Origin of the sequence: Rhizohabitans arisaemae (assembly GCF_025996515.1) — a bacterium.
Classification (GTDB): domain Bacteria; phylum Actinomycetota; class Actinomycetes; order Streptosporangiales; family Streptosporangiaceae; genus Rhizohabitans; species Rhizohabitans arisaemae.
In genome coordinates, this window is the sequence record NZ_BLRH01000029.1 from 564,872 (window position 1) to 584,206 (window position 19,335).

Genomic DNA, 19,335 nt, shown 5'->3' on the forward strand with positions numbered 1-19,335 from the left:
TCCCGTCGATCAGGTGCGATAGACGGCTCCACCGTCGACCTCGTCCTTGGAGAGCCTGCGCATCAGGTACAGCCCCTCCAGGGTGAACTCCAGCGCGGCGGCGGCGTGGCCGGGGGACTCGTTCCCGTCCATGCCGAGCCTCTCCATGATCTTGGAGAGCCCGGGCACCTGGCCGATCCGGTGGAGCAGCTCGGGTGCGGACACGCCGTCCCCGGACTCCACGCTCACCCCCGCGGAGAACCGGTCCAGGAGCGCGGTGAGATCGGCGCCCCCCAGGGTCTCCCGGAAGGTCTCCGCGGTGGCCCGCCGGAGCAGGTGGGAGAGGACCTCGGTCTCCCGGCCCTCCTCGCTCACCTCGAACTCGACCTTGCCGCGCAGCGTGTGCACCACCCCGGGCAGGTCGCAGATCCGGGCCACGGCCTGCTCCTCGCCGGTACGGGCGGCACGCCGTACGGCCGCCGCGGCGACCGTCTCGGCGGCCGCGATGGCGAACCGGGCGGACACCCCGGAGCGGGCGTCGGCCGCCGGGGACTCGCGGACGAGCCGGGTGAATCTCGCGATGACCTCGAACAGATGGTCGGGGAGGTCGGCGCCCACCTCGGCCAGGCGGGCCTCCTGCCGGATCAGCTCCAGCTCCAGCTCCAGGCTGGGCGGGTAGTGCGTGCGGATCTCGGCGCCGAACCGGTCCTTGAGCGGGGTGATGATGCGCCCGCGGTTGGTGTAGTCCTCCGGGTTGGCGCTGGCGATCAGCAGCAGGTCCAGCGGCATGCGGATCGCGTATCCCCGGATCTGGATGTCGCGCTCCTCCAGCACGTTGAGCAGCGCGACCTGGATGCGCTCGGCGAGGTCGGGGAGTTCGTTCACCGAGAAGATCCCGCGGTTGGTCCGCGGAATCAGCCCGAAGTGCACGGTCTCCGGATCGCCGAGGGAGCGCCCTTCAGCGATCTTGATGGGGTCGACGTCGCCGATCAGGTCGCCCACGCTCGTGTCCGGGGTCGCGAGCTTCTCGCCGTACCGCTGCCCGCGGCTCAGCCAGGAGACGGGCAGGTCATCTCCCTGCTCGGCGACGGCGCGGCGGCAGCCCAGGCAGGCCGGGGCGTACGGGTGATCGTTGATCTCGCAGCCCTTGACCGTGGGGGTCCATTCGTCCAGCAGCCCGGCGACCGTCCGGATGAGGCGGGTCTTGCCCTGGCCGCGCTCGCCGAGCAGCACCAGGTCGTGCCCCGCGAGCAGCGCGCGTTCCAGGTGCGGTAGGACCGTGCCGGAGAAGCCGACGATGCCGGGGAACGCCGGCTCGCCTTTCCGCAGCCGCTGGAGCAGGTTCTCCCTGATCTCGGCTTTGACTCCGCGGTGGACGTGGCCGCTCTCCCGCAACTCGCGCAGGGTGGCGGGTCTCGGCTGTGACACAGGCGAATCATGCACGGGTCGAGACTACGGGCACCGGGCCGGTTCCGGCAGCCCGCTTGTGATCTGATTCGTTCCACTTAATCGGTGTACGGCAAGCCTTGCCGGGCCGGGGATCCGGGACTGCGCGCAGCTGTACCCGACTAGTCTGGATCCGAGGGGAAGACTGACTTGCATTATGGGGATAGCCGTCCCTTGAGAGGGGACAATCCGGGATATGGCGCGCTTCGCAGACGGCATCGCCGTCGGACTGGATCTGGTTGACGCCGCTCAGTCGGCGGTCCACCAGGCCATCGCCGGGCTGTCCGGTCCGCCGGATCTGGTCTGCTTCTTCATCTGCGGAGACGATCCCGACATGATCGCGCGCGCGGGTGAGCGTGCCATGGCCTCCGCCGGCGGCGCCGTGGTGATCGGATGCAGCGCGACCGGCGTGATCGGCGGCGGGAAGGGGATCGAGCTGACACCGGCGGTGAGCGCGTGGGCGGCCACCATCCCCGGCGGCCGGGCCTCGGTGTTCAGCCTGGAGACCCTCCGCGCCGCGGATCGGTTCGTCGTCGTCGGCCTCCCCGAACGGCAGCCCGACGACCGGGTCGCCGTGATCCTCGCCGATCCGTACAGCTTTCCCGCCGACGCCTTCGTCGAGCGCTCGGAGGAGGTGCTCGGCGACCTGCCGCTCGTCGGCGGGCTCGCCAACGGGCTGCTCGGCCGGGGCTCGGTCCGCCTGTTCGCGGGCGACAAGGTGTACGCCGAGGGCGCGGTCGGCGTGCTGATCGGCGGGGACGTCGACGTCGCCACGATGGTCAGCCAGGGATGCCGCCCCATCGGCCCGAGCATGGTGGTCACCGGGGTCGAGGAGAACATGCTGCTCGAACTGGCCGGTCAGCCCGCACTCGCCCGCCTGGAGGAGATCGTGAGCGGGCTGGGGGAGGCCGACCGCGAACTCGTCGCCTCCGGGCTGCAGATCGGTGTGGCCATGGACGAGTACGCCGAACGCCACGAACGCGGGGATTTCCTCATCCGCGGCGTGCTCGGCATCGACCCCGACCGGGAGGCCGTGGCGATCGGCGACGTGGTCGAGATCGGGCAGACCGTGCGCTTCCAGGTCCGGGACGCGACGAGCGCCAACGACGACTTCAACGACCTCCTCGCCGCGCATGTGGCCGGGCTCGGCCCGGTCGAGGGGGCCCTGCTCTTCTGCTGCAACGGGCGGGGGGCGGCGATGTTCGACGGATCCGACCACGACGTCCTGGCGGTGCGCGGCGTGCTCGGCCCCATCGGGGTGGCCGGGTTCTTCGCGGCGGGTGAGATCGGCCCGGTGGCCGGGCACAACCACGTGCACGGCTTCAGCGCGTCGGTGCTCACCTTTGGCAGAGGCCGGTGAGCGTTCTTGCGATCGACATCGGCGGTACCAAGCTCGCCCTCGCCGTGGTCGACTCCGGCGGCCGGCTGACCACCTCCGTCCGGATCCCCACCCCGCACGGCGACGACGTCGAGGCGGAGACGATCTGGCGGACGCTCGTGACCATGGTGGACCGGGTGCTGCACTCGGCCGGGATCTTGTCCGGCGAGCTGGTCGGGGTGGGCGTCGGCTGCGGCGGCCCGATGAGCTGGCCGAGCGGTGAGGTGTCGCCGCTCAACATCCCCGCCTGGCGCGGGTTCCCGCTCCGGGATCGGCTGGTCAAACGGTTTCCCGGAGTTCCGGTACGGCTGCACAACGACGCGATCTGCGTGGCGGTGGGGGAGCACTGGCGTGGCGCCGGCCGGGGCTGGGACAACGTGCTCGGCATGGTGGTCTCCACCGGGGTGGGCGGCGGCCTGATCCTCGGCGGCCACCTGGTGGACGGGGCGAGCGGGAACGCCGGTCACATCGGTCACGTCGTGGTGGACCCCGAGGGCCCCATGTGCAAGTGCGGCGGGCGGGGCTGTCTGGAGGCGATCGCCCGTGGCCCTGCGCTCGCCGAGTGGGCCGTGGCGCAGGGCTGGCAGGGATCGGGCGAGCCGACCGCGGTGAACCTGGCGGCGGACGCGGCCCGGGGGCACCCGGTGGCCTGTGCCGCGATGCGCAGGGCAGGCCGGGCCCTCGGCATCGCCATCGCCTCGGCCACCCACCTGTGCGACCTGGACGTGGTCTGCCTCGGCGGGGGGCTCTCCCAGGCCGGGCCGCTCCTGTTCGATCCGCTGGAGGAGGCGTTCCGGGCGCACGCCCGGATGGACTTCGCCAGGGAGGTACGGGTGGTGCCCGCCGCGCTCGGTCAGGACGCGGGGATGGTCGGTGCGGCCGCCTTGGTACTCGCGGGGGAGCGGTACTGGAGTGCCGGCTAGCGTATTAGTCGGCTAAGTCCCTTAACTCTCCCCTATAGTGCGGCTTCGTGAAGCTTGCCGGGCTGAGAGCTCCCACACCCCACACCCTGTTGATCGTTGTGGCACTCGGCTACGGCGCGCTCGTCGCCCTCCACGCCTTCCACGCCGTCACCCTCACCTGGGACGAGGTCGTCTACGCCAGCCAGGTCGTGACCGGGGCGGAGCCGGCGGACATGTCGGCCCCCAGGGCCTGGGGGATGCCGCTGCTCCTGGCCCCCGTCGGCTTCTTCACCGACGCCGTTCCGGTCATCCGCGCCTACCTCACCGTCCTCGCCGTGGCCGGGCTCTACCTCGCCTTCCGGCCGTGGTTGCGGATCGGCCCGCGGTATCTCGCGCCCGTCGCGGCCTTCCTGTTCTGCACGCTGTGGACGACCGTCCTGTTCGGCGCCATGGCCTACCCCAACGTCTGGCTCGCCTTCGCGCTCACCGCGGGCGTCGGCTACTTCTGCCGGATGGCCGGGGGTGAGGCGGGTGTCCGGCCCTGGGCGGGCGCGGCCCTCGCGTTCGCCCTGGCGTCGCTGCTCCGCCCCACCGACAGCGCGGCTGTGGCGATCCCGCTGCTGCTCGCGCCCCTGCTGCCGAGCGTGTTCGGCGGCCGACCGGCCCGGACGCCGGTGTGGTCGCGGCCCGCCTGGACACCGCCCGCCGCGGTGGCGGCGGGTCTGGGGATCGGCTGGGGCGCCTGGACGGTGGAGGCGTTCTGGCGGTTCGGCGGGCCCGTCGCCCGGCTCAGGGCCGGAGCCGAGGTCAACGAGCCCGGGATGGGATTCAGCCTGCTCCGGCACCTGGAGGCCGTGGACGGCTCCTACCTGCTGTGCCGCCCGATCAAGAACTGCGCGGACATCCACTGGTTCGAGGTCGGCTGGTGGCTGCTGCTCCTCCCCGTGGCGGCGGCCGGTCTCGCCGTGGCGCGGACCCGGGGGCCGTACCTGCTGATCTTCGCCTCGACGGCCGCCTTCACCCTGCCCTACCTGCTGCTCTTCACCTACGCCAACTCCCGCTTCCTCCAGCCCGCCTACGCGCTGCTGATGCTCCCGGTGGCCGGAGTCCTGATCGCGGGGATCCGGCGGCACAGGTACGCGGTCGTCCCCATCGCGCTCGTGCTCGCCGTCCACTCCTACGCGCAGAGCCTCAGCTTCGACCGGACCCTCACCCGGCATGTGAACAACACCCTGGTCCAGCGGACCTCGGCGGACTTCCTCCGCGACGAGCTGGGGGTGGCACCGCGGTGCGCGCTCTTCGGCCCGGGGGCGATCGAGCTCGCCTACCTCACCGGCTGCCGATCCGCCTGGACCCCCACCAACCCCACGGTGAACGAGCCCCGGATCCGCGCGGCCCGGGCGGCGGGTGAGCGGGTGGTGCTGCTGGTCAGAGCGGTGGACAGGGTTCCTTCGGAGATCCCGCGGTGGCGGCTGGCCAAGCTTCCCGGAAAACGCGACACCTACGCCTACATCATTGATCGATAGACTTTCTGTGACAGAGTGGTCACGGTGAGCACTCTGCTGGCCGGTGCGGCCGTCGCCCTCGGGGCGCTGATGTCCGCCACCCCCGTGGTCCCGCAGGACGGAGACCCCGGGCCGTACCACGGTTCGTATTCGTACGCCTCGGCGCCGACCTTCCGGATCTTCGCCACCCGGGTGGGGCTCGTCGGCCAGCGGACGGCAAACGGCTACCGCATCCGGTACCGGGACCACTTCGTCGCGCTCCCGTCCCGCCGGGGGCTCTCGGTTCCCGGAAACCGGGACCGGGCGGTACGGGTCTGCAACGGGGAGCTCTGCGCGTACGTTCCGGTCATGGACGTGGGGCCTTGGAACACCCGGGACGACTACTGGAACTACGACAGACGTTCGTGGCGGGACCTGGGCCGGGGCGTCCCGCAGGCGCAGGCCGCCTACTTCTCCCGCCACAACGACGGGCGGGACGAGCGCGGCCGGCGGGTCCGGAACCCGGCCGGGATCGACCTCGGCGACGGCACGTTCTGGGACGGGCTGGGGATGCGCAGGAACAGCTGGGTCCGGGTCACCTTCCTGTGGCTCGGCAGCCGGATCAACCCGGCCCGGGTCAACGGCGGCTCGGGGCGGGCGATCACCGTCTGGTCGAGCCCGGGTCGCGGCCGGCAGGTCGGCGTGGCGGCCGACCACGTCCTGCTGGACGTGCTCTGCAAGACGAACAACTGGTATCGGATCGCCTACCGGAACTGGGTGCCGAGGTATCAGATGAGCGGTGGGGAGAGCGCCCGCAGATGCCGTCGCTGACGCCGTGCCGGCCATGCGGCAGGGGGATCGGGAGGCGGCCGGGTGGGAGGATACGGGCATGGCCCCGCATCCTGTGACGTACGACGATGTCGTCAACGCCCGTAAGTTGCTGTCGTCGGTGATCCTGCCGACCCCGGTGCTCCACTCCCGCGTCCTGTCGGAGTCGGTCGGCGGGCCGGTCCACCTGAAGTGCGAGAACATCCAGCGGGCGGGCTCGTTCAAGATCCGGGGAGCCTATGTGCGGATCGCCGGGCTGACGGAGCGGGAACGGGAGCGGGGCGTCGTGGCGGCCTCGGCGGGCAACCACGCCCAGGGGGTGGCCCTGGCGGCCGGGCTGCTCGGCACCAAGGCCACCGTGTTCATGCCCCAGGGGGCGCCGCTGCCCAAGGTGGCCGCGACCCGCTCCTACGGTGCCGATGTGATCTCCACCGGGGAGACGGTGGACGACGCGCTCGCCGCCGCGCAGGACTGGGCGGAGCAGACCGGCGCGGTCTTCATCCACCCCTTCGACCACCCCGACATCGTGGCCGGCCAGGGCACGATCGGGCTGGAGATCGTGGAGCAGCTGCCGGAGGTCGGCACGATCGTGGTGGCGATCGGCGGCGGTGGCCTGGCGGCCGGGGTGGCGCTCGCCGCCAAGACCCTGCGACCCGGGGTCCGGATCGTCGGGGTGCAGGCGGAACGGGCGGCGGCCTACCCCGCGTCCCTCGCCTCGGGGCACCCGGTGCTGGTGGAGCCGTCGTCCACGATGGCCGACGGGATCGCGGTCGGCAAGCCGGGCAGCCTGCCGTTCGAGCTGATCAACTATCTGGTGGACAGCGTGATCACGGTCTCCGAGGAGTCCCTCTCCCGGGCCCTGCTGCTCTGCCTTGAGCGATCCAAGCTGCTGGTGGAACCGGCCGGGGTGGCCGGGGTGGCGGCGTTGCTCGACCACCCGCACGCCTTCGAGCCGCCGGTGGTCGCCGTGCTGTCCGGCGGGAACATCGACCCGCTGCTGCTGGCCAAGGTGCTGCGGCACGGCCTGGCCGCGGCCGGGCGGTACCTCGCCTTCCGGATCCGGCTCTCGGACCGTCCTGGCGCGCTCGCCACGCTGCTCAGGGAGCTCGCCGCACTCGGGGCGAACGTCTTGGACGTGGTGCACGAGCGGATGGCGGCCCGGCTCCACCTGGACGAGGTCGAGGTCCTCCTCCAGGTGGAGACCAAGGGCCCCACCCACAGCGACGAGATGCTCAACGCCCTCCGCCGGAGCGGCTACACGCTGATCTTCGGATGAGTGGGAAACACGGGAATCAGGGGCGGGCGGGTTTGCCGGAGGTGTACAGCCAGGCGGTGAACAGGGCGTCGAGCTCCTTCCCCGAGACCTTCTCGGCCAAGGCGAGCAGGTCGGCGGTACTCGCGGTGCGGTGTCTGAACTCGGCCGCCCACCTCTTGAGCAGCGTGAAGAAGCGCTCGTCCCCGATGGTCTGCCGGAGCGCGTGCAGCGTCATGGCTCCCCGGCTGTAGACCGCACCGGTGAACAGGTCGTCGCGGCCCGGGTCGCCGGGCGGCCGCCGCCAGAGCGGATCGGTGTCCGGCCTGGCGTGGATCCGATCGAAGCGGGCCTGGGCGCTGTCACCGCCGTGCTGCTCGGACCAGAGCCACTCGGCGTAGGTGGCGAATCCTTCGTTCAGCCAGATCTCCCGCCAGGTGGCGGGTGAGACGCTGTTGCCGTACCACTGGTGCGCCATCTCGTGGACGATCAGCGACGTGGACGGCAGCCGGCCGTCGTAGATCGGGCGGGTCTGGGTCTCCAGGGCGTAGCCGACCCCCACCTTGTCGACGATCCCGCCGATGGAGGAGAACGGGTACCGGCCGAAGAGCCCGGCCGCCCAATCCGTCACGGTGGCCGTGGTCTGGTGCAACCCCCCGTCGGTCGCGCTCACCTTGGGATCGATCGCGGTGATGTTGAGCAGGGACTTGGTACGGCTCCGCTCGACGGTGAACTCCCCGATCGCGACGGTCACCAGATAGCTCGCCGTCGGCTCGCGGGAGACCCACGTGGAGGTGGTGCGGCCGCCCCGCGAGACGGCCCGGCCGAGCGGTTCACCGCTCGCCAGCGCGGTGACCCCGTCGGGGACGGTGAGCCTGATGCTGTACGAGGCCTTGTCGGTGGGATGGTCGTTCACCGGATACCAGGAGCGGGCCCCGTCCGGCTCGGAGAGGACGGCCGCGCCGTCGTCGGTCGGCACCCAGCCGTACACGCCCAGCGCTGGGTCGTCGATGGCCTGCGGGCTCCCCGCGTAGGACACCTCCACCAGGAACGGCACCCGCTTGCGCAGGGCGGAGCGCGGACTGATCACCAGTTCCCCGCCCTCGTGGACGTACGGCGCGCGCCGGCCGTTCACCGAGACCGAGGTGATCGGCGGTCCCTGGTAGTCGAGGTTGAAGCGGGAGAGGTTCTCGGTCGCCTTGGCGAGGATGCGGGCGGTGGCCTTCAGCTGCCGGGTGGCCGGGGTGTAGTCGAGGTCGAGATCGTAGTGGACGACGTCGTACCCGCCGTTTCCGGCGAGCGGGAGGTAGGGGTCGCCGACCCCGGAGGCCCCGGGGACGGCGTCGGGCGGCCCCGCGGAGGCGTCCGCGGCGGCCGGGGCGAGCAGGAGGGAACCGATGAGAGCCGTGATCAGTAGTGGTCGGGTTCGTCGCATTGCCATGGCTCCGTTTTCGACGTGCACTTGATCGTCGAAGTTATCACCGGCACCGCCGCCGTCACCGGGTGAGCGGCTTGGGTTTCCTGGTTCCGTAGAGCCACTCGCCGAAGAGGTCGTCGAGCTGGAGCGAGGACATCCGCTCGGCCAGTTCGATGAACTGCTCCGTGGAGACCGAACCGTACCGGTGGTCGTGCGCCCAGGTCTTGAGGAGGTCGAAGAAGGTCCTGTCCCCGACCTTCTTGCGCAGGGCGTGCAGCGTCATCGCGCCGCGCACGTACACCGAGGTGTTGAAGAGGTCCTTCGCCCTGGCCTTGCCGGGTGGGTAGGACCAGATCGGGGACTTCTCGTCCTGGGCCTTGTAGGCGGAGTCGAAGAGCTCCTGCGCCGTGCCCTTCCCGCGGTGCTCGCTCCACAGCCACTCGGAGTAGGTGGCGAATCCCTCGTTCAGCCAGAGGTCCTTCCACCGGGCGATGCTGACGCTGTTGCCGAACCACTGGTGCGCCAGCTCGTGGGCGACGATGCCCTCGTCGGGGCTGAAGCCCCCGTACATCGGCTTGGTCTGGTTCTCCAGCGCGTATCCCGCGTCGAAGTCGTCGACCACGGCGCCGGTCGAGGAGAACGGGTAGGGGCCGAAGACCGTCGTCCAGTAGTCGGTGATCTGGCCGTTGACCCGGTGGAGCCGTTGGAGGTCGTCCCGGTAGGCGGGGTCGACGGCGGCGATGTTGGGGATGCCGGACTTGGTCTTCCCGGTGAGGGTCTCGAACTTGCCCAGGGTCATCGTGGCGAGGTAGGTGGCCATGGGGTGCCTCTCCCGCCAGGTGAAGACGGTCTTGTTCCCCTCGGTGCGGGGTGCCCCCTCCATCTCGCCGTTGGCCAGTGCGGTCAGGCCTCGCGGCACGGAGATCGTGAAGTCGAAGGTCGCCTTGTCGGACGGGTGGTCGTTGCCCGGGAACCAGGTCTTCGCTCCGTTCGGCTGGCAGGTGACGAACGCCCCGTCCTTGGTGGGAATGAACCCGTAAGTCCCGAGATTTGAGGAGTTGCGAACGGGCTGGGGCCGCCCCTTGTAATCCACCTTGACGGTGAACTCCGCCGAGTTCTTGAGCAGGGATTTCGGGGTGACGATCAGCTCGGTGCCCGCACGGTCGAAGGAGGCCTCCACGTTGTCGACGGTCACCTTGCGCACGTCGAAGCCGGACAGGTCGAGGTTGAAGCGGGACAGGTTCTGCAGGGCGAGCGCCCGGATCGTCGCCTCGCCCGTGAGGTGGACGCGCTCCGGGTCGTAGTCGAGCCGGAGCGAGTAGTGCTTGACGTCGTAACCGCCGTTGCCGTCCTTGGGGAAGTCGGTGTCGCCGATCCCCTCCGCGCCCGCGGTGCCGACGTCGGCGAGCCGGGCCGACGCGGGAGGCGTGGGCACGGTGTCGGCGGGGGAGGGAGAGCAGCCGACGGCGGACACCCCCACGAGCACACCGGTGAACAGAGCCGGGAGACGGCCGGACCGGGTCGTGCGAGACCGGTGAGCGGTCATGGGTGAGAGGCCCCCTTTCACGGTGTTGACGCCTCCCACCTCGTGGTCGGGCGACCGGCACAGCGTAGTCGACACATCGCTCACCGCACTTGGGTATCCGCCACCAGGGTCCGCGCGACTTTGTCGTGCAGGGCCTGCTTGCGCGGATCGAAGAGGATCCAGGCGACGTCGATGATCGAGATGCAGCACACCAGGCTCAGCAGGATCGAGAAGGCGATCCTCCCGGCGGCCTGACCGCTGCTGATCTTGCCGCCGTCGACCTCCCGGACGACCCGCATGCCGAACACGCGCTTGCCCGGCGTCTGGCCGTTCCAGTACGCGTGGAAAAGCCAGTAGTACAGGAAGACGATGGCCATCGCCGCCAGCCAGGATCCGGTGCTGACCCGCTCGAAATGCCAGCTCCCGGTCTTCATGTCGAAGGCGTTGCCCGCCCCCGTCCTGAGCGTGAAGGGCGAGGCGATGACGTTCACGATCACGCCGTCGAGGATTCCGGCGAACAGACGTCGCCAGCGGCCCGCCAGCCTGACCCCCTCGGGCACCCCGCGGTGGCCGTACGGCGTTCCGCCGTAGGGCGGCGCCGAGTAGAGGGGCGGCGGTGGGTACCCCTCGTGCGGCGGCGGTGTTTCGTGGGACGGCCGTCCGTACGGGGGCTGCTCTTCACGGGGTGCCGGCCCGGACGGCGGTTGCCCGTACGGCTCCCGCGGGGCCGGTTCGGCCGGCGGGATCGGCGCGGTCGGCTCCGGCTCGTCTGGCGGCTGCCCGGGGCCGGGCGGCTCGTGCGGTGGTTGCATGGGGCAATGCTCAACCGGTGACGGTCTTGAGATCATCAAGACTCGCCTGTCCGCCGGTGAAGAGCTTGTCCGGATTGTCGCCAACTATGGCAGTAGCGATGAATGCCGAGGCTCATCGGTCCTTGAGAGCAGAAGCGACATAGGACCGATGAGCCATGGTTTAGGGGATTAGAGGTTGCCGCGAAGGTCCTGCTCGCGCTCGATCGCCTCGAAGAGCGCCTTGAAGTTGCCCTTGCCGAAACCGAGCGAGCCGTGCCGTTCGATCAGCTCGAAGAAGACCGTCGGGCGGTCCTGGACCGGCTTGGTGAAGATCTGGAGGAGGTAGCCGTCCTCATCCCGGTCGACGAGGATCCGGCGCTTCTTCAGCTCCTCGATCGGCGCGCGGACCTTGCCGATCCGGGCACGCAGCTCGGGGTCGTCGTAGTAGGAGTCCGGGGTGGCCAGGAACTCCACCCCCACGGCGCGCATGTGGTCCACCGCGGTGAGGATGTCGTTCGTCGCCAGCGCGATGTGCTGGACCCCCGGCCCGCCGTAGAACTCCAGGTACTCGTCGATCTGCGACTTCTTCTTGCTGACGGCGGGCTCGTTCAGCGGGAACTTGACCTTGCGCGTCCCGTCGGCGACCACCTTGGACATGAGCGCCGAGTATTCGGTGGCGATGTCGTCGCCGATGAACTCGGCCATGTTCGTGAAGCCCATGACCCGGCGGTAGAACTCCACCCACTCGTCCATCTTGCCGAGCTCGACGTTGCCCACGCAGTGGTCGACCGCCTGGAAAATCCGGCCGTTGCGGACCTCGGGGGCGGGCACGATGGGGTCGGCCTTGACATACCCCGGCAGGTAGGGGCCGTTGTAGTTGGAACGGTCCACGAGAGTGTGGCGGGTCTCGCCGTAGGTCGCGACGGCGGCGAGCATGACCTTGCCGTGCTCGTCCTCCAGGGAGTACGGCTCCTCGAGCCCCCGCGCGCCGGCGCCGATCGCCTGCCGGTAGGCGGCCTCCACGTCGGGGACCTCGATGGCGAGGTCGATCACGCCGTCGCTGTGCTCCGCGACGTGCCGGGCCAGGTCGGTCCCCGCGCGGACCGCACCCTTGATGACAAACCTCGCGGAACCCGATTCCAGGACGTAGGCGACCTCGTCCCGGCTGCCGGTCTCCGGCCCCTTGTACGCCACACGCCGCATGCCGAACGCGGTGGAGTAGTAGTGGGCGGCCTGCTTGGCGTTGCCCACCGCGAACACGACCGCGTCCATGCCGTTTACGGGGAAGACGTCTGTCATCACCAACACTCCTTTGTGCGCATATCTGATGCCCATACTCTGATTCGGCTAGATTTCCTGCGCAACAGAGCTGTGAATCGCTAGACAATTTGTCTACTCTGAGGGGAAGTGGTGCCGCGTTTGCTGCACACGCTGCTCAGCGTGTCATGCCTGGGTTATGCGTGGCCTTAGGAGGGTAATGGCGATCGATGAGCTTGACGCCCGGTTGATCACCCTGCTGGACGCGGAGCCCAGGCTGGGTGTCCTGGAGTGCTCCCGACGGCTCGGCGTGGCCCGGGGGACCGTGCAGGCCCGCCTCGACCGGCTGGTCGCCCGGGGCGTGGTCCGCGGGTTCGGACCGGACGTGGACCCCGCGGCCCTCGGCTACGACGTCACCGGATTCGTGACCATGCAGATCAAACAGGTCGGCGGGCACGACCCGGTGGCCGAGCGGCTCGCCGGCATCCCCGAGGTGCTCGAAGTCCACACGATCACCGGGAGCGGCGACATGCTCTGCCGGGTGGTCGCCCGGAGCAACGCCGACCTCCAGCGGGTGATCGACCTCATCGTCGCGGTCGAGGGCATCGTCCGGGCCTCGACGGTCATCTCCCTCGCCACGCAGGTTCCCTACCGGGTCCTCCCCCTGGTCGTCGCGGCGTCACAGCCCAATCCGTGACAGGGAACCTCGGAGAGGTAAAAGAGCGGTTGATCTTCCGACCCGCCCGACGTGGGGCCCGTGCCCGGCGGCGTTCCCGTGATAGACCAGTGCCGCCGGCACCGCCGGACGACCGTTCGCCGAGCCCGATGGGGGTCCCGAGCACCGTTCTGCCTCGTTTACCCTGAGCATTCGCCCAGCTTAAGGGCTATTTGCTGCGAAGACTGATCGGGGGATCACGTGCAGGGCAGCGGCGGAGACCAGGATTCGCCCGGATCGGACTCAGGCGAGACGCGGAACGTCCACGATGTCGCGGACCAGGGCCGTCAGTCGCAGGAGGACGGGAATGGACTCAAGGCTCACCACGAGCCCGGCCACACCACGGCAGCGGAAGACGAGCCACGGGACGACCACTCCACCCAGGTGCTGCCCGTCGCCGCAGGACCCCCGGACGAGCCCGCGGCGGCCGTACCCGATCCAGGCCGGCCGGGCGAATCCACCGGATCGCCGGACGTGCCCGACCCCGAGGCCACCCAGGTTCTTTCCGCGGTCGATCCTCATCCGGAACCCGATGAGGCCACTCGGCTTCTCCCCGCGGTCGCCGTACCGGCCGATTCCCGGCCCGGTCCCGCAGGGGAGCCCCTTACGGGCGACGCCCGGCCGGGTTCCGGTGGGGCGGCGCCGACGAAGGGCCGCAAACCCGCGGCGAAGAAGAGCCGTAAGCGGCGCATGCTGAAGTCGTTCTTCCTCACCGTCACGGTCTTCGGCGGTGCGCTGTTCGGGATGTTCGTCTTGGTCTGGGTGCGGACGCCCATCCCCGACTCGACGCAGCCGATGGCCACGGCGCAGGGCTCGGTGTACTACTACCGGGACGGCAAGACCGTGCTGGCCCGCGAGGGCGTCGACCGCAAGCCCGTCAAGCTGGACAAGGTCCCGAAGGCCGTACGACAGGCGGTGATCGCCGCGGAGAACCGGGACTTCTACAAGGACGCCGGGGTCTCGGTCTCCGGTACGCTCCGCGCGGTCTGGTCCACGATCACCGGCAAGCGGATCGAGGGCGGCTCGACGATCACCCAGCAGATGGTGCGCAACTACTACAGCGGCCTCAGCCAGGAGCGGACCCTGTCCCGCAAGCTCAAAGAGGTCATGGTCGCCATCAAGGTCGACCAGTCCAAGTCCAAGGACTGGGTGTTCGAGCAGTACCTGAACACCATCTACTTCGGCCGCGGCGCCTACGGCATCCAGTCCGCCGCCCAGGCCTACTTCCGCAAGGACGTCGGCGCCCTCACGGTCTCCGAGGGCGCGTACCTCGCCGCGGTGATCCAGCAGCCGAGCTACTTCTCCGACCCCAAGGGTGACGCGCTCCGGCAGGTCCGGCAGCGCTGGGAGTTCGTGATCGACGGCATGCAGAAGATTGGAGCGCTCCAAAAATCTGAGGCGCAACAACTCGTCTTCCCCGTCCTCAAGAAGCCGAAAGCCCCCCTGTCGCTCAGCGGGCAGAAGGGGTACATGCTCGCCGAGGTCCGCAAAGAGCTCAACACGCTCGGTTACAGCGACGAACAGATCAACCAGGGCAACCTCAAGGTCACCACGACCTTCGACAAAGACCTCATGGAAGCCGCCGAACGGGCCGTCAAGGCCGTACGTCCCGAGAACACCCCGGCCGGGGTGCGGACCGGGCTCGCCGCCGTCGACCCCGGCACCGGAGAGGTCGTCGCCTTCTACGGCGGCCGCGACTACACCCAGAACCAGTACGACGCGGCGTTCTCCGCGCAGGTCCAGGCCGGATCGACCTTCAAGACCTACGCGCTGGCCGCCGCCCTCGACCACGGGCTCGACCTCGGCACCCGCCTCGAGGGCAACTCGCCGCTGATGATCGGTTCAACCCCGATCCGGAACTCCGGCAACATGAGCTACGGCAGCGTCGACCTGGTCCAGGCGACCCGGAGCTCGATCAACACCGCCTACGTGGACCTGGGGCGCAAGGTCGGGCTGAGCAAGATAGTCGCCGCGGCCAAAGCCGCCGGCATCCCCGCCGACCAGCTCGCCCGGCACGCCCGCGCGGCCACGCTCCCCCTCGGCGTCGCCTCCGTCAGCGCCGTCCAGCAAGCCGCCGCCTACGGCACCTTCGCCGCCGAAGGGATCCACCGCACCCCACACGTGATCCGTTCCGTCACCGACGCGACCGGCAAGACCACCAAGACCTCGGTGGCCGGCAAGCGGGCCTTCCCCGCCCAGGTCGCGGCCGACACCACCTACGCCCTGCGGCAGGTCGTCGAGGCCGGTACGGGCACGTCCGCGCGACTCTACGACCGCCCCGCGGCGGGCAAGACCGGGACCGCGAGCGATACCAAGTCCCTCTGGTTCGTCGGCTACACCCCCCAGCTCTCCGTCGCCGTCACCATGTTCCGCGACGACTTCAAGACCGTGAGCATCCCCGGCTACGGCGACCTCTACGGCGGTCAGATCCCGGCCAGGACCTGGCGGTCCTTCATGGCCGAGGCGATGAAGGGCGAGCCCGTGGAGGACTTCCCGGAGCACTCCGCCTACTCCGTCTACGTCCCGCCGGACCCGAGCGAGGAGCCCTCCGCCCCCGGGTTCGACGACCCGTCCGGCGAGAGCACCCCCTGGGAGAGCGAGACCGGCACCCCGGGCGACGGCACCCAGCCGAACACCCCGCCCACCGGCCCCGGCTCCGGCGAGGACGGCACCGAGCCCGGTGTGCCCGACGCCCGCCCGCCCGGCACGGAACGGACCGCACCGGCCAGACGCTGAGTCGACCGGTCGCTTACCGGCATCGTCGAAGAGCCGCCCCACCGGGCGTGACGAGTCGGTGAGCGGGCTCGGCGTGGTGGCCTCGCGGGCACCGTACCGGGCGGTGGGGAGCCCTAAGGCCGTACGGATGCCGGGTTTTCGCGGAGGTCAGGCGGTGATCTCGGCGGCCAGGTCGGCGGGGGTGGTCACCGGGAGGCGGCAGGTGAAGCCCCGGCAGACGTAGGCGGCGGGTTCGCCGTCGCGCGGGGTCCGGTGGGCGAGGAGCGGGACCGCGGGTTCGGCGCCGGGTTCGCCCAGCGCGATCACCAGGCCGGGGGAGTCGCTGAGCAGGGCGGCGCGGTGCAGGGCGAGGGTACGGGCGTCGCCGGGCGGGCCGACGACGGCGACCTCGACCGGTCCGGCGAGCGCGGCTTCCGCGACGACCAGCCCCCATCCGGCGAATCGGGCGTGTCGCTCGCCGAGCACCGGGACGGTCCGCAGCGCGGCCTCCGCGGCCTCGCGGTGCCGGGCCGATCCGGTGAGCGCCGCGTAGGACAGCAGCGCGCCCGCGGCGGCGAACTGCCCGGACGGGGTGGCGTTGTCGGTGGGGTCCTGGGGCCGGCGGAAGAGCCGTTCGGCGTCGTCGGCGGTGTCGAAGAATCCGCCTTCGCCGTCGGGGAAGCGGGTGAGGACGGTGTCCAGGAGCATGCCGGCCGACTCAATCCAGCGGGCTTCGCCGGTCACGCCGTAGAGGGCGATGAATCCCTCGGCCACGTCGCCGTAGTCGTCGAGCACCCCGGCGTTGGTTCCGACCCGGCCGTCCTTGGAGGTCCGCTGGAGCCGGCCGTCGGCGAGGTGCAGGTCGGCGAGGAGTTGCGCCGCGTCGCGGGCCGCTTCGATCAGGTCGGGCCGTTCGAACACCGCCCCGGTCTCGGCGAGCGCGGCGACGGCCAGGCCGTTCCACGCGGCGACGATCTTGTCGTCCCGCCCGGGGCGTACGCGTTCGGCTCGGGCGGTGAGCAGCGACTCCTTGACCCGCTCAAATCTCGAAATATCGGCTTCTGTTGGGTCGGAGGGGAGCTGCAGGACCGACTGGCCGTGCTCGAACGTCCCGTCGTCGGTCACCGAGAAGAGGGAGGCGGCGTACGCGCCGTCCTCGGCGCCCAGCACCGTGGTCAGCTGCTCGGGCGTCCACACGTAGAACTTGCCCTCCACGCCCTCGCTGTCCGCGTCGAGCGCGGAGGCGAAGCCGCCTTCGGCCGTACGCATCTCCGCGATCAGCCAATCGGCTGTCTCCAGCGCGACGCGGCGGGCGAGCGGAGCACCCGTCGTCCGCCACCAATGGGTGTAGACGCGAAGGAGCAGGGCGTTGTCGTACAGCATTTTCTCGAAGTGCGGCACCACCCACGACGCGTCCACGCTGTACCGGGCGAAGCCGCCCGCGAGCTGGTCGTATATCCCGCCCCGGGCCATGGCCGCCAGGGTCTGCTCCACCATGTCCAGCGAGGCCCGGTCCCCCGTACGGGCGTACCGCCGGAGCAGGAACTCCAGCACCATCGACGGAGGGAACTTGGGTGCGGCGCCGAATCCGCCGTTCACCGGGTCGAAGAGGTCGACCAGCCCCGTCACGGCCAGTGCCTGGCTCGCCTCGTCCGGCCGCGGACCGCTCGCCACGGCACCGCGCTCGGCCAGCGCGGATACGATCTTGGCACCCTGCGCGACGACCTCCTGGCGCTCGTTCCGCCACGCTTGCGCCACGCCGTGCAGCAGCCGCTGGAAATGCGGCCGGGGATAGTAGGTGCCGGTGAAGAAGGGGTGCCCGTCCGGGGTGGCGAAGACCGTCATCGGCCAGCCTCCGTGGCCGGTCAGCGCCTGGGTCGCCTCCATGTAGATCGCGTCGATGTCGGGCCGTTCCTCCCGGTCCACCTTCACGTTGACGAAGTGCTCGTTCATCAACGCCGCCGTCTCCGGGTCCTCGAACGACTCATGCGCCATCACATGGCACCAGTGGCAGGCCGAATACCCCACCGAGATGAGCAGCGGCAGCTGCCGTACCCGCGCCTCGGCGAGGGCTTCGGCTCCCCAAGGCCACCACGCGACCGGGTTGTCCGCATGCTGGAGCAGGTATGGGCTGGTGGCGTCCTTCAGCCGGTTCATCGGCGTTCTCCCCATGCGCAACGGTGCTACCCCTTGTCACCTCCCACCCTAGACCTGGGCACCGCAACCCCTACGCGGTACGGCCGATCACCGGGGGCCGCCCAGGTTGATCGAACCGTACACATTGCCCGCCTGGATGACCGATCCGTGGATTTGGGCGCCGCCGGAGACGGTGTTGACGACACTCTGGCTCTGCTGCACGAGCCGGGCCGTCTGCTCGGTCCACGAGCCGAGGGCCCGCCCGAACTCCGGATCGGCCTGCGCCCGGTCCACCAGGACCCCGGCGGTCGCGGCCGCGTCGGCGGCGGTGGTCTCCTCCACGGTCGCGAGCTCCGCGGAGCCGCCGCCGAAACGATCCCGGACGAGTGTGGTCAGCGAGGTCCACGCGCCCCGCCCGGCCTCCCCGGCGGCGCCGCCGATCAACGCGGAGATCATCGCTGTGAGTACGGACGGATCCATGGCACACCCCTGCTCTCTCGACCGGATACCCCGGCTGAGAATCGCACGGGCGCGACCGGCACGACAACGGATCGCCCCTAGCCGGTCGGTGAGGTTGCCTTAACCGCAGGGGGCGTACGGCCTAAGGCGCGGTCCGGCGCTCAGCGGAAGCCGTCGGCGTGGTCGACGACCCACTCGGCGAACGTACGGCCCTTGCGGCCGGTCACTTCCTCGATCTCGTGCACGTTCCCGCCGGACATGTCCTGGTTCTTGCCCAGCTCAAGGAACCACTCGATGACCTCGGGCGGATAGCCCATCTCCGTCCACTGGGCGCGGGCCCCGTCCGGGGTGAGTTCAAGAAACCGGACGTCGCGGCCGAGAGCCTCGCCGATCATCCGGACGGCGTCCCTGCGGCGCACCGGCAGCGGTCCCACCGGACGGTACGTCCTGCCCATGTGCCCCTCCTCAAGCAGCGCCGCCATCGCCATCGCCGCGATATCCGCCTCGTGGATCATGTTGCTGGTCCAGTCTCCGAAAGGCGCGCGGACCACACCCTCGGCCTGGATGGACGCGGCCCATTCATAGGTGTTGGCCATGAACTCGCCGGGAAAGAAGTGGGTCCACTCCAGGCCCGAGTTCTCCACGGCCCGCTTGACCCCCCGCCCGGTCGCGTAGGGATCGTCGTCGTCGCGGCTCTCGTCGTCGTGGCCGAGGTGGACGACCCGGCGGACCCCCGCCTTCCCGGCGAGCCCCAGGATCTGCGCCGTGACGGCCGGCTCGGCGGCTTCCTCCACCGAAACCAGGAACATCCGCTCGACCCCCGCGAACGTGGGTACCAGGCTCTCCGGGCGGCTGTAGTCCCCCCGGACGACCTCGACCTCCTTCGGCAGCGCCGCCGCCGCCGTCGAACCGGGGTTTCGGGTGATCGCCCGCACGGCCTGACCGGCCTGGACCAGCTGCCGGACCAGACTGCCCCCGACGGTTCCGGTCGCCCCGGTCACCAAAATCGACATCGTTCCTCCTAGCGTCGTTCGGGCATGACAAACAACCC

At 70.2% G+C, this 19,335-nt stretch carries 16 protein-coding genes; 7 read left to right on the forward strand and 9 right to left on the reverse strand.

The window, feature by feature from the left end; genetic code table 11:
• Positions 1–9 precede the first annotated feature (9 nt).
• Complete coding sequence (locus RUR_RS14110; RefSeq protein WP_283135464.1) at positions 10–1,407, reverse strand: sigma 54-interacting transcriptional regulator; 1,398 nt, start codon at positions 1,405–1,407, stop codon at positions 10–12.
• A gap of 214 nt (positions 1,408–1,621) precedes the next feature.
• Here RUR_RS14110 and RUR_RS14115 point away from each other — a divergent pair, with 214 nt between their 5' ends.
• Genes RUR_RS14115 through ilvA form a run of 5 tightly spaced genes read left to right on the forward strand, consistent with a single transcriptional unit; the run spans position 1,622 to position 7,293 of the window.
• Complete coding sequence (locus RUR_RS14115; RefSeq protein WP_283135465.1) at positions 1,622–2,785, forward strand: FIST signal transduction protein; 1,164 nt, start codon at positions 1,622–1,624, stop codon at positions 2,783–2,785.
• Positions 2,782–3,726, forward strand: a complete 945-nt coding sequence (locus RUR_RS14120) for an ROK family protein (protein WP_283135466.1) — start codon at positions 2,782–2,784, stop codon at positions 3,724–3,726. Before RUR_RS14115 ends, RUR_RS14120 begins: the two co-directional genes overlap by 4 nt.
• A 47-nt stretch (positions 3,727–3,773) precedes the next feature.
• On the forward strand, positions 3,774–5,231 hold the full coding sequence (locus RUR_RS14125) for a hypothetical protein (protein WP_283135467.1): 1,458 nt from the start codon (positions 3,774–3,776) through the stop codon (positions 5,229–5,231).
• A 24-nt stretch (positions 5,232–5,255) separates the two neighbouring features.
• Positions 5,256–6,020, forward strand: a complete 765-nt coding sequence (locus RUR_RS14130; protein ID WP_283135468.1) for a hypothetical protein — start codon at positions 5,256–5,258, stop codon at positions 6,018–6,020.
• Positions 6,021–6,078: 58 nt separating this feature from the next.
• Complete coding sequence (ilvA, locus tag RUR_RS14135; RefSeq protein WP_283135469.1) at positions 6,079–7,293, forward strand: threonine ammonia-lyase; 1,215 nt, start codon at positions 6,079–6,081, stop codon at positions 7,291–7,293.
• Positions 7,294–7,309: 16 nt separating this feature from the next.
• Here the strand turns inward: ilvA and RUR_RS14140 are convergent, their stop codons facing one another.
• The 4 genes from RUR_RS14140 to hppD all read right to left on the reverse strand — a co-directional run bounded on the left by RUR_RS14140 (position 7,310) and on the right by hppD (position 12,301).
• Positions 7,310–8,704, reverse strand: a complete 1,395-nt coding sequence (locus RUR_RS14140; protein ID WP_283135470.1) for a M1 family metallopeptidase — start codon at positions 8,702–8,704, stop codon at positions 7,310–7,312.
• A gap of 61 nt (positions 8,705–8,765) precedes the next feature.
• The gene (locus RUR_RS14145; protein ID WP_283135471.1) at positions 8,766–10,232 is read right to left on the reverse strand and encodes a M1 family metallopeptidase; all 1,467 of its coding nucleotides are present in this window, start codon (positions 10,230–10,232) and stop codon (positions 8,766–8,768) included.
• 80 nt (positions 10,233–10,312) lie between these two features.
• The gene (locus tag RUR_RS14150; RefSeq protein ID WP_283135472.1) at positions 10,313–11,023 is read right to left on the reverse strand and encodes an RDD family protein; all 711 of its coding nucleotides are present in this window, start codon (positions 11,021–11,023) and stop codon (positions 10,313–10,315) included.
• Positions 11,024–11,191: 168 nt separating this feature from the next.
• Positions 11,192–12,301, reverse strand: coding sequence for a 4-hydroxyphenylpyruvate dioxygenase (gene hppD, locus RUR_RS14155; protein ID WP_283135473.1), 1,110 nt, complete (start codon positions 12,299–12,301; stop codon positions 11,192–11,194).
• A gap of 178 nt (positions 12,302–12,479) precedes the next feature.
• Between hppD and RUR_RS14160 the strand changes: the two genes are divergently transcribed.
• Complete coding sequence (locus tag RUR_RS14160; protein WP_283135474.1) at positions 12,480–12,956, forward strand: Lrp/AsnC family transcriptional regulator; 477 nt, start codon at positions 12,480–12,482, stop codon at positions 12,954–12,956.
• Between the two features lie 261 nt (positions 12,957–13,217).
• On the opposite strand, the gene RUR_RS14165 is transcribed toward RUR_RS14160, so the two are convergent.
• Entirely contained in the window at positions 13,218–13,496 is a 279-nt protein-coding gene (locus RUR_RS14165; protein WP_283135475.1) for a hypothetical protein, read from the reverse strand.
• Between the two features lie 168 nt (positions 13,497–13,664).
• On the opposite strand from RUR_RS14165, the gene RUR_RS14170 reads away from it, so the two are divergent.
• Complete coding sequence (locus tag RUR_RS14170; protein ID WP_283135476.1) at positions 13,665–15,710, forward strand: transglycosylase domain-containing protein; 2,046 nt, start codon at positions 13,665–13,667, stop codon at positions 15,708–15,710.
• A gap of 147 nt (positions 15,711–15,857) precedes the next feature.
• Here the strand turns inward: RUR_RS14170 and RUR_RS14175 are convergent, their stop codons facing one another.
• The 3 genes from RUR_RS14175 to RUR_RS14185 all read right to left on the reverse strand — a co-directional run bounded on the left by RUR_RS14175 (position 15,858) and on the right by RUR_RS14185 (position 19,297).
• Positions 15,858–17,846, reverse strand: a complete 1,989-nt coding sequence (locus tag RUR_RS14175) for a thioredoxin domain-containing protein (protein ID WP_283135477.1) — start codon at positions 17,844–17,846, stop codon at positions 15,858–15,860.
• Positions 17,847–17,933: 87 nt separating this feature from the next.
• On the reverse strand, positions 17,934–18,305 hold the full coding sequence (locus tag RUR_RS14180) for a hypothetical protein (RefSeq protein ID WP_283135478.1): 372 nt from the start codon (positions 18,303–18,305) through the stop codon (positions 17,934–17,936).
• Between the two features lie 140 nt (positions 18,306–18,445).
• Positions 18,446–19,297: an NmrA family NAD(P)-binding protein gene (locus RUR_RS14185; RefSeq protein WP_283135479.1), complete on the reverse strand. Its 852-nt coding sequence runs from the start codon at positions 19,295–19,297 to the stop codon at positions 18,446–18,448.
• Positions 19,298–19,335: the final 38 nt, after the last annotated feature.

Excerpts from the sequence above, each read along its gene's own strand:
- hppD (WP_283135473.1), bottom strand. The coding sequence starts at position 12,301 with ATGACAGACGTCTTCCCCGTAAACGGCATGGACGCGGTCGTGTTCGCG.
- RUR_RS14170 (WP_283135476.1), top strand. The coding sequence starts at position 13,665 with ATGCTGAAGTCGTTCTTCCTCACCGTCACGGTCTTCGGCGGTGCGCTG.
- RUR_RS14160 (WP_283135474.1), top strand. The coding sequence starts at position 12,480 with ATGGCGATCGATGAGCTTGACGCCCGGTTGATCACCCTGCTGGACGCG.
- RUR_RS14150 (WP_283135472.1), bottom strand. The coding sequence starts at position 11,023 with ATGCAACCACCGCACGAGCCGCCCGGCCCCGGGCAGCCGCCAGACGAG.
- RUR_RS14165 (WP_283135475.1), bottom strand. The coding sequence starts at position 13,496 with ATGAGGATCGACCGCGGAAAGAACCTGGGTGGCCTCGGGGTCGGGCAC.
- RUR_RS14185 (WP_283135479.1), bottom strand. The coding sequence starts at position 19,297 with ATGTCGATTTTGGTGACCGGGGCGACCGGAACCGTCGGGGGCAGTCTG.
- RUR_RS14115 (WP_283135465.1), top strand. The coding sequence starts at position 1,622 with ATGGCGCGCTTCGCAGACGGCATCGCCGTCGGACTGGATCTGGTTGAC.
- RUR_RS14180 (WP_283135478.1), bottom strand. The coding sequence starts at position 18,305 with ATGGATCCGTCCGTACTCACAGCGATGATCTCCGCGTTGATCGGCGGC.
- RUR_RS14140 (WP_283135470.1), bottom strand. The coding sequence starts at position 8,704 with ATGCGACGAACCCGACCACTACTGATCACGGCTCTCATCGGTTCCCTC.
- RUR_RS14145 (WP_283135471.1), bottom strand. The coding sequence starts at position 10,232 with ATGACCGCTCACCGGTCTCGCACGACCCGGTCCGGCCGTCTCCCGGCT.
- ilvA (WP_283135469.1), top strand. The coding sequence starts at position 6,079 with ATGGCCCCGCATCCTGTGACGTACGACGATGTCGTCAACGCCCGTAAG.
- RUR_RS14175 (WP_283135477.1), bottom strand. The coding sequence starts at position 17,846 with ATGAACCGGCTGAAGGACGCCACCAGCCCATACCTGCTCCAGCATGCG.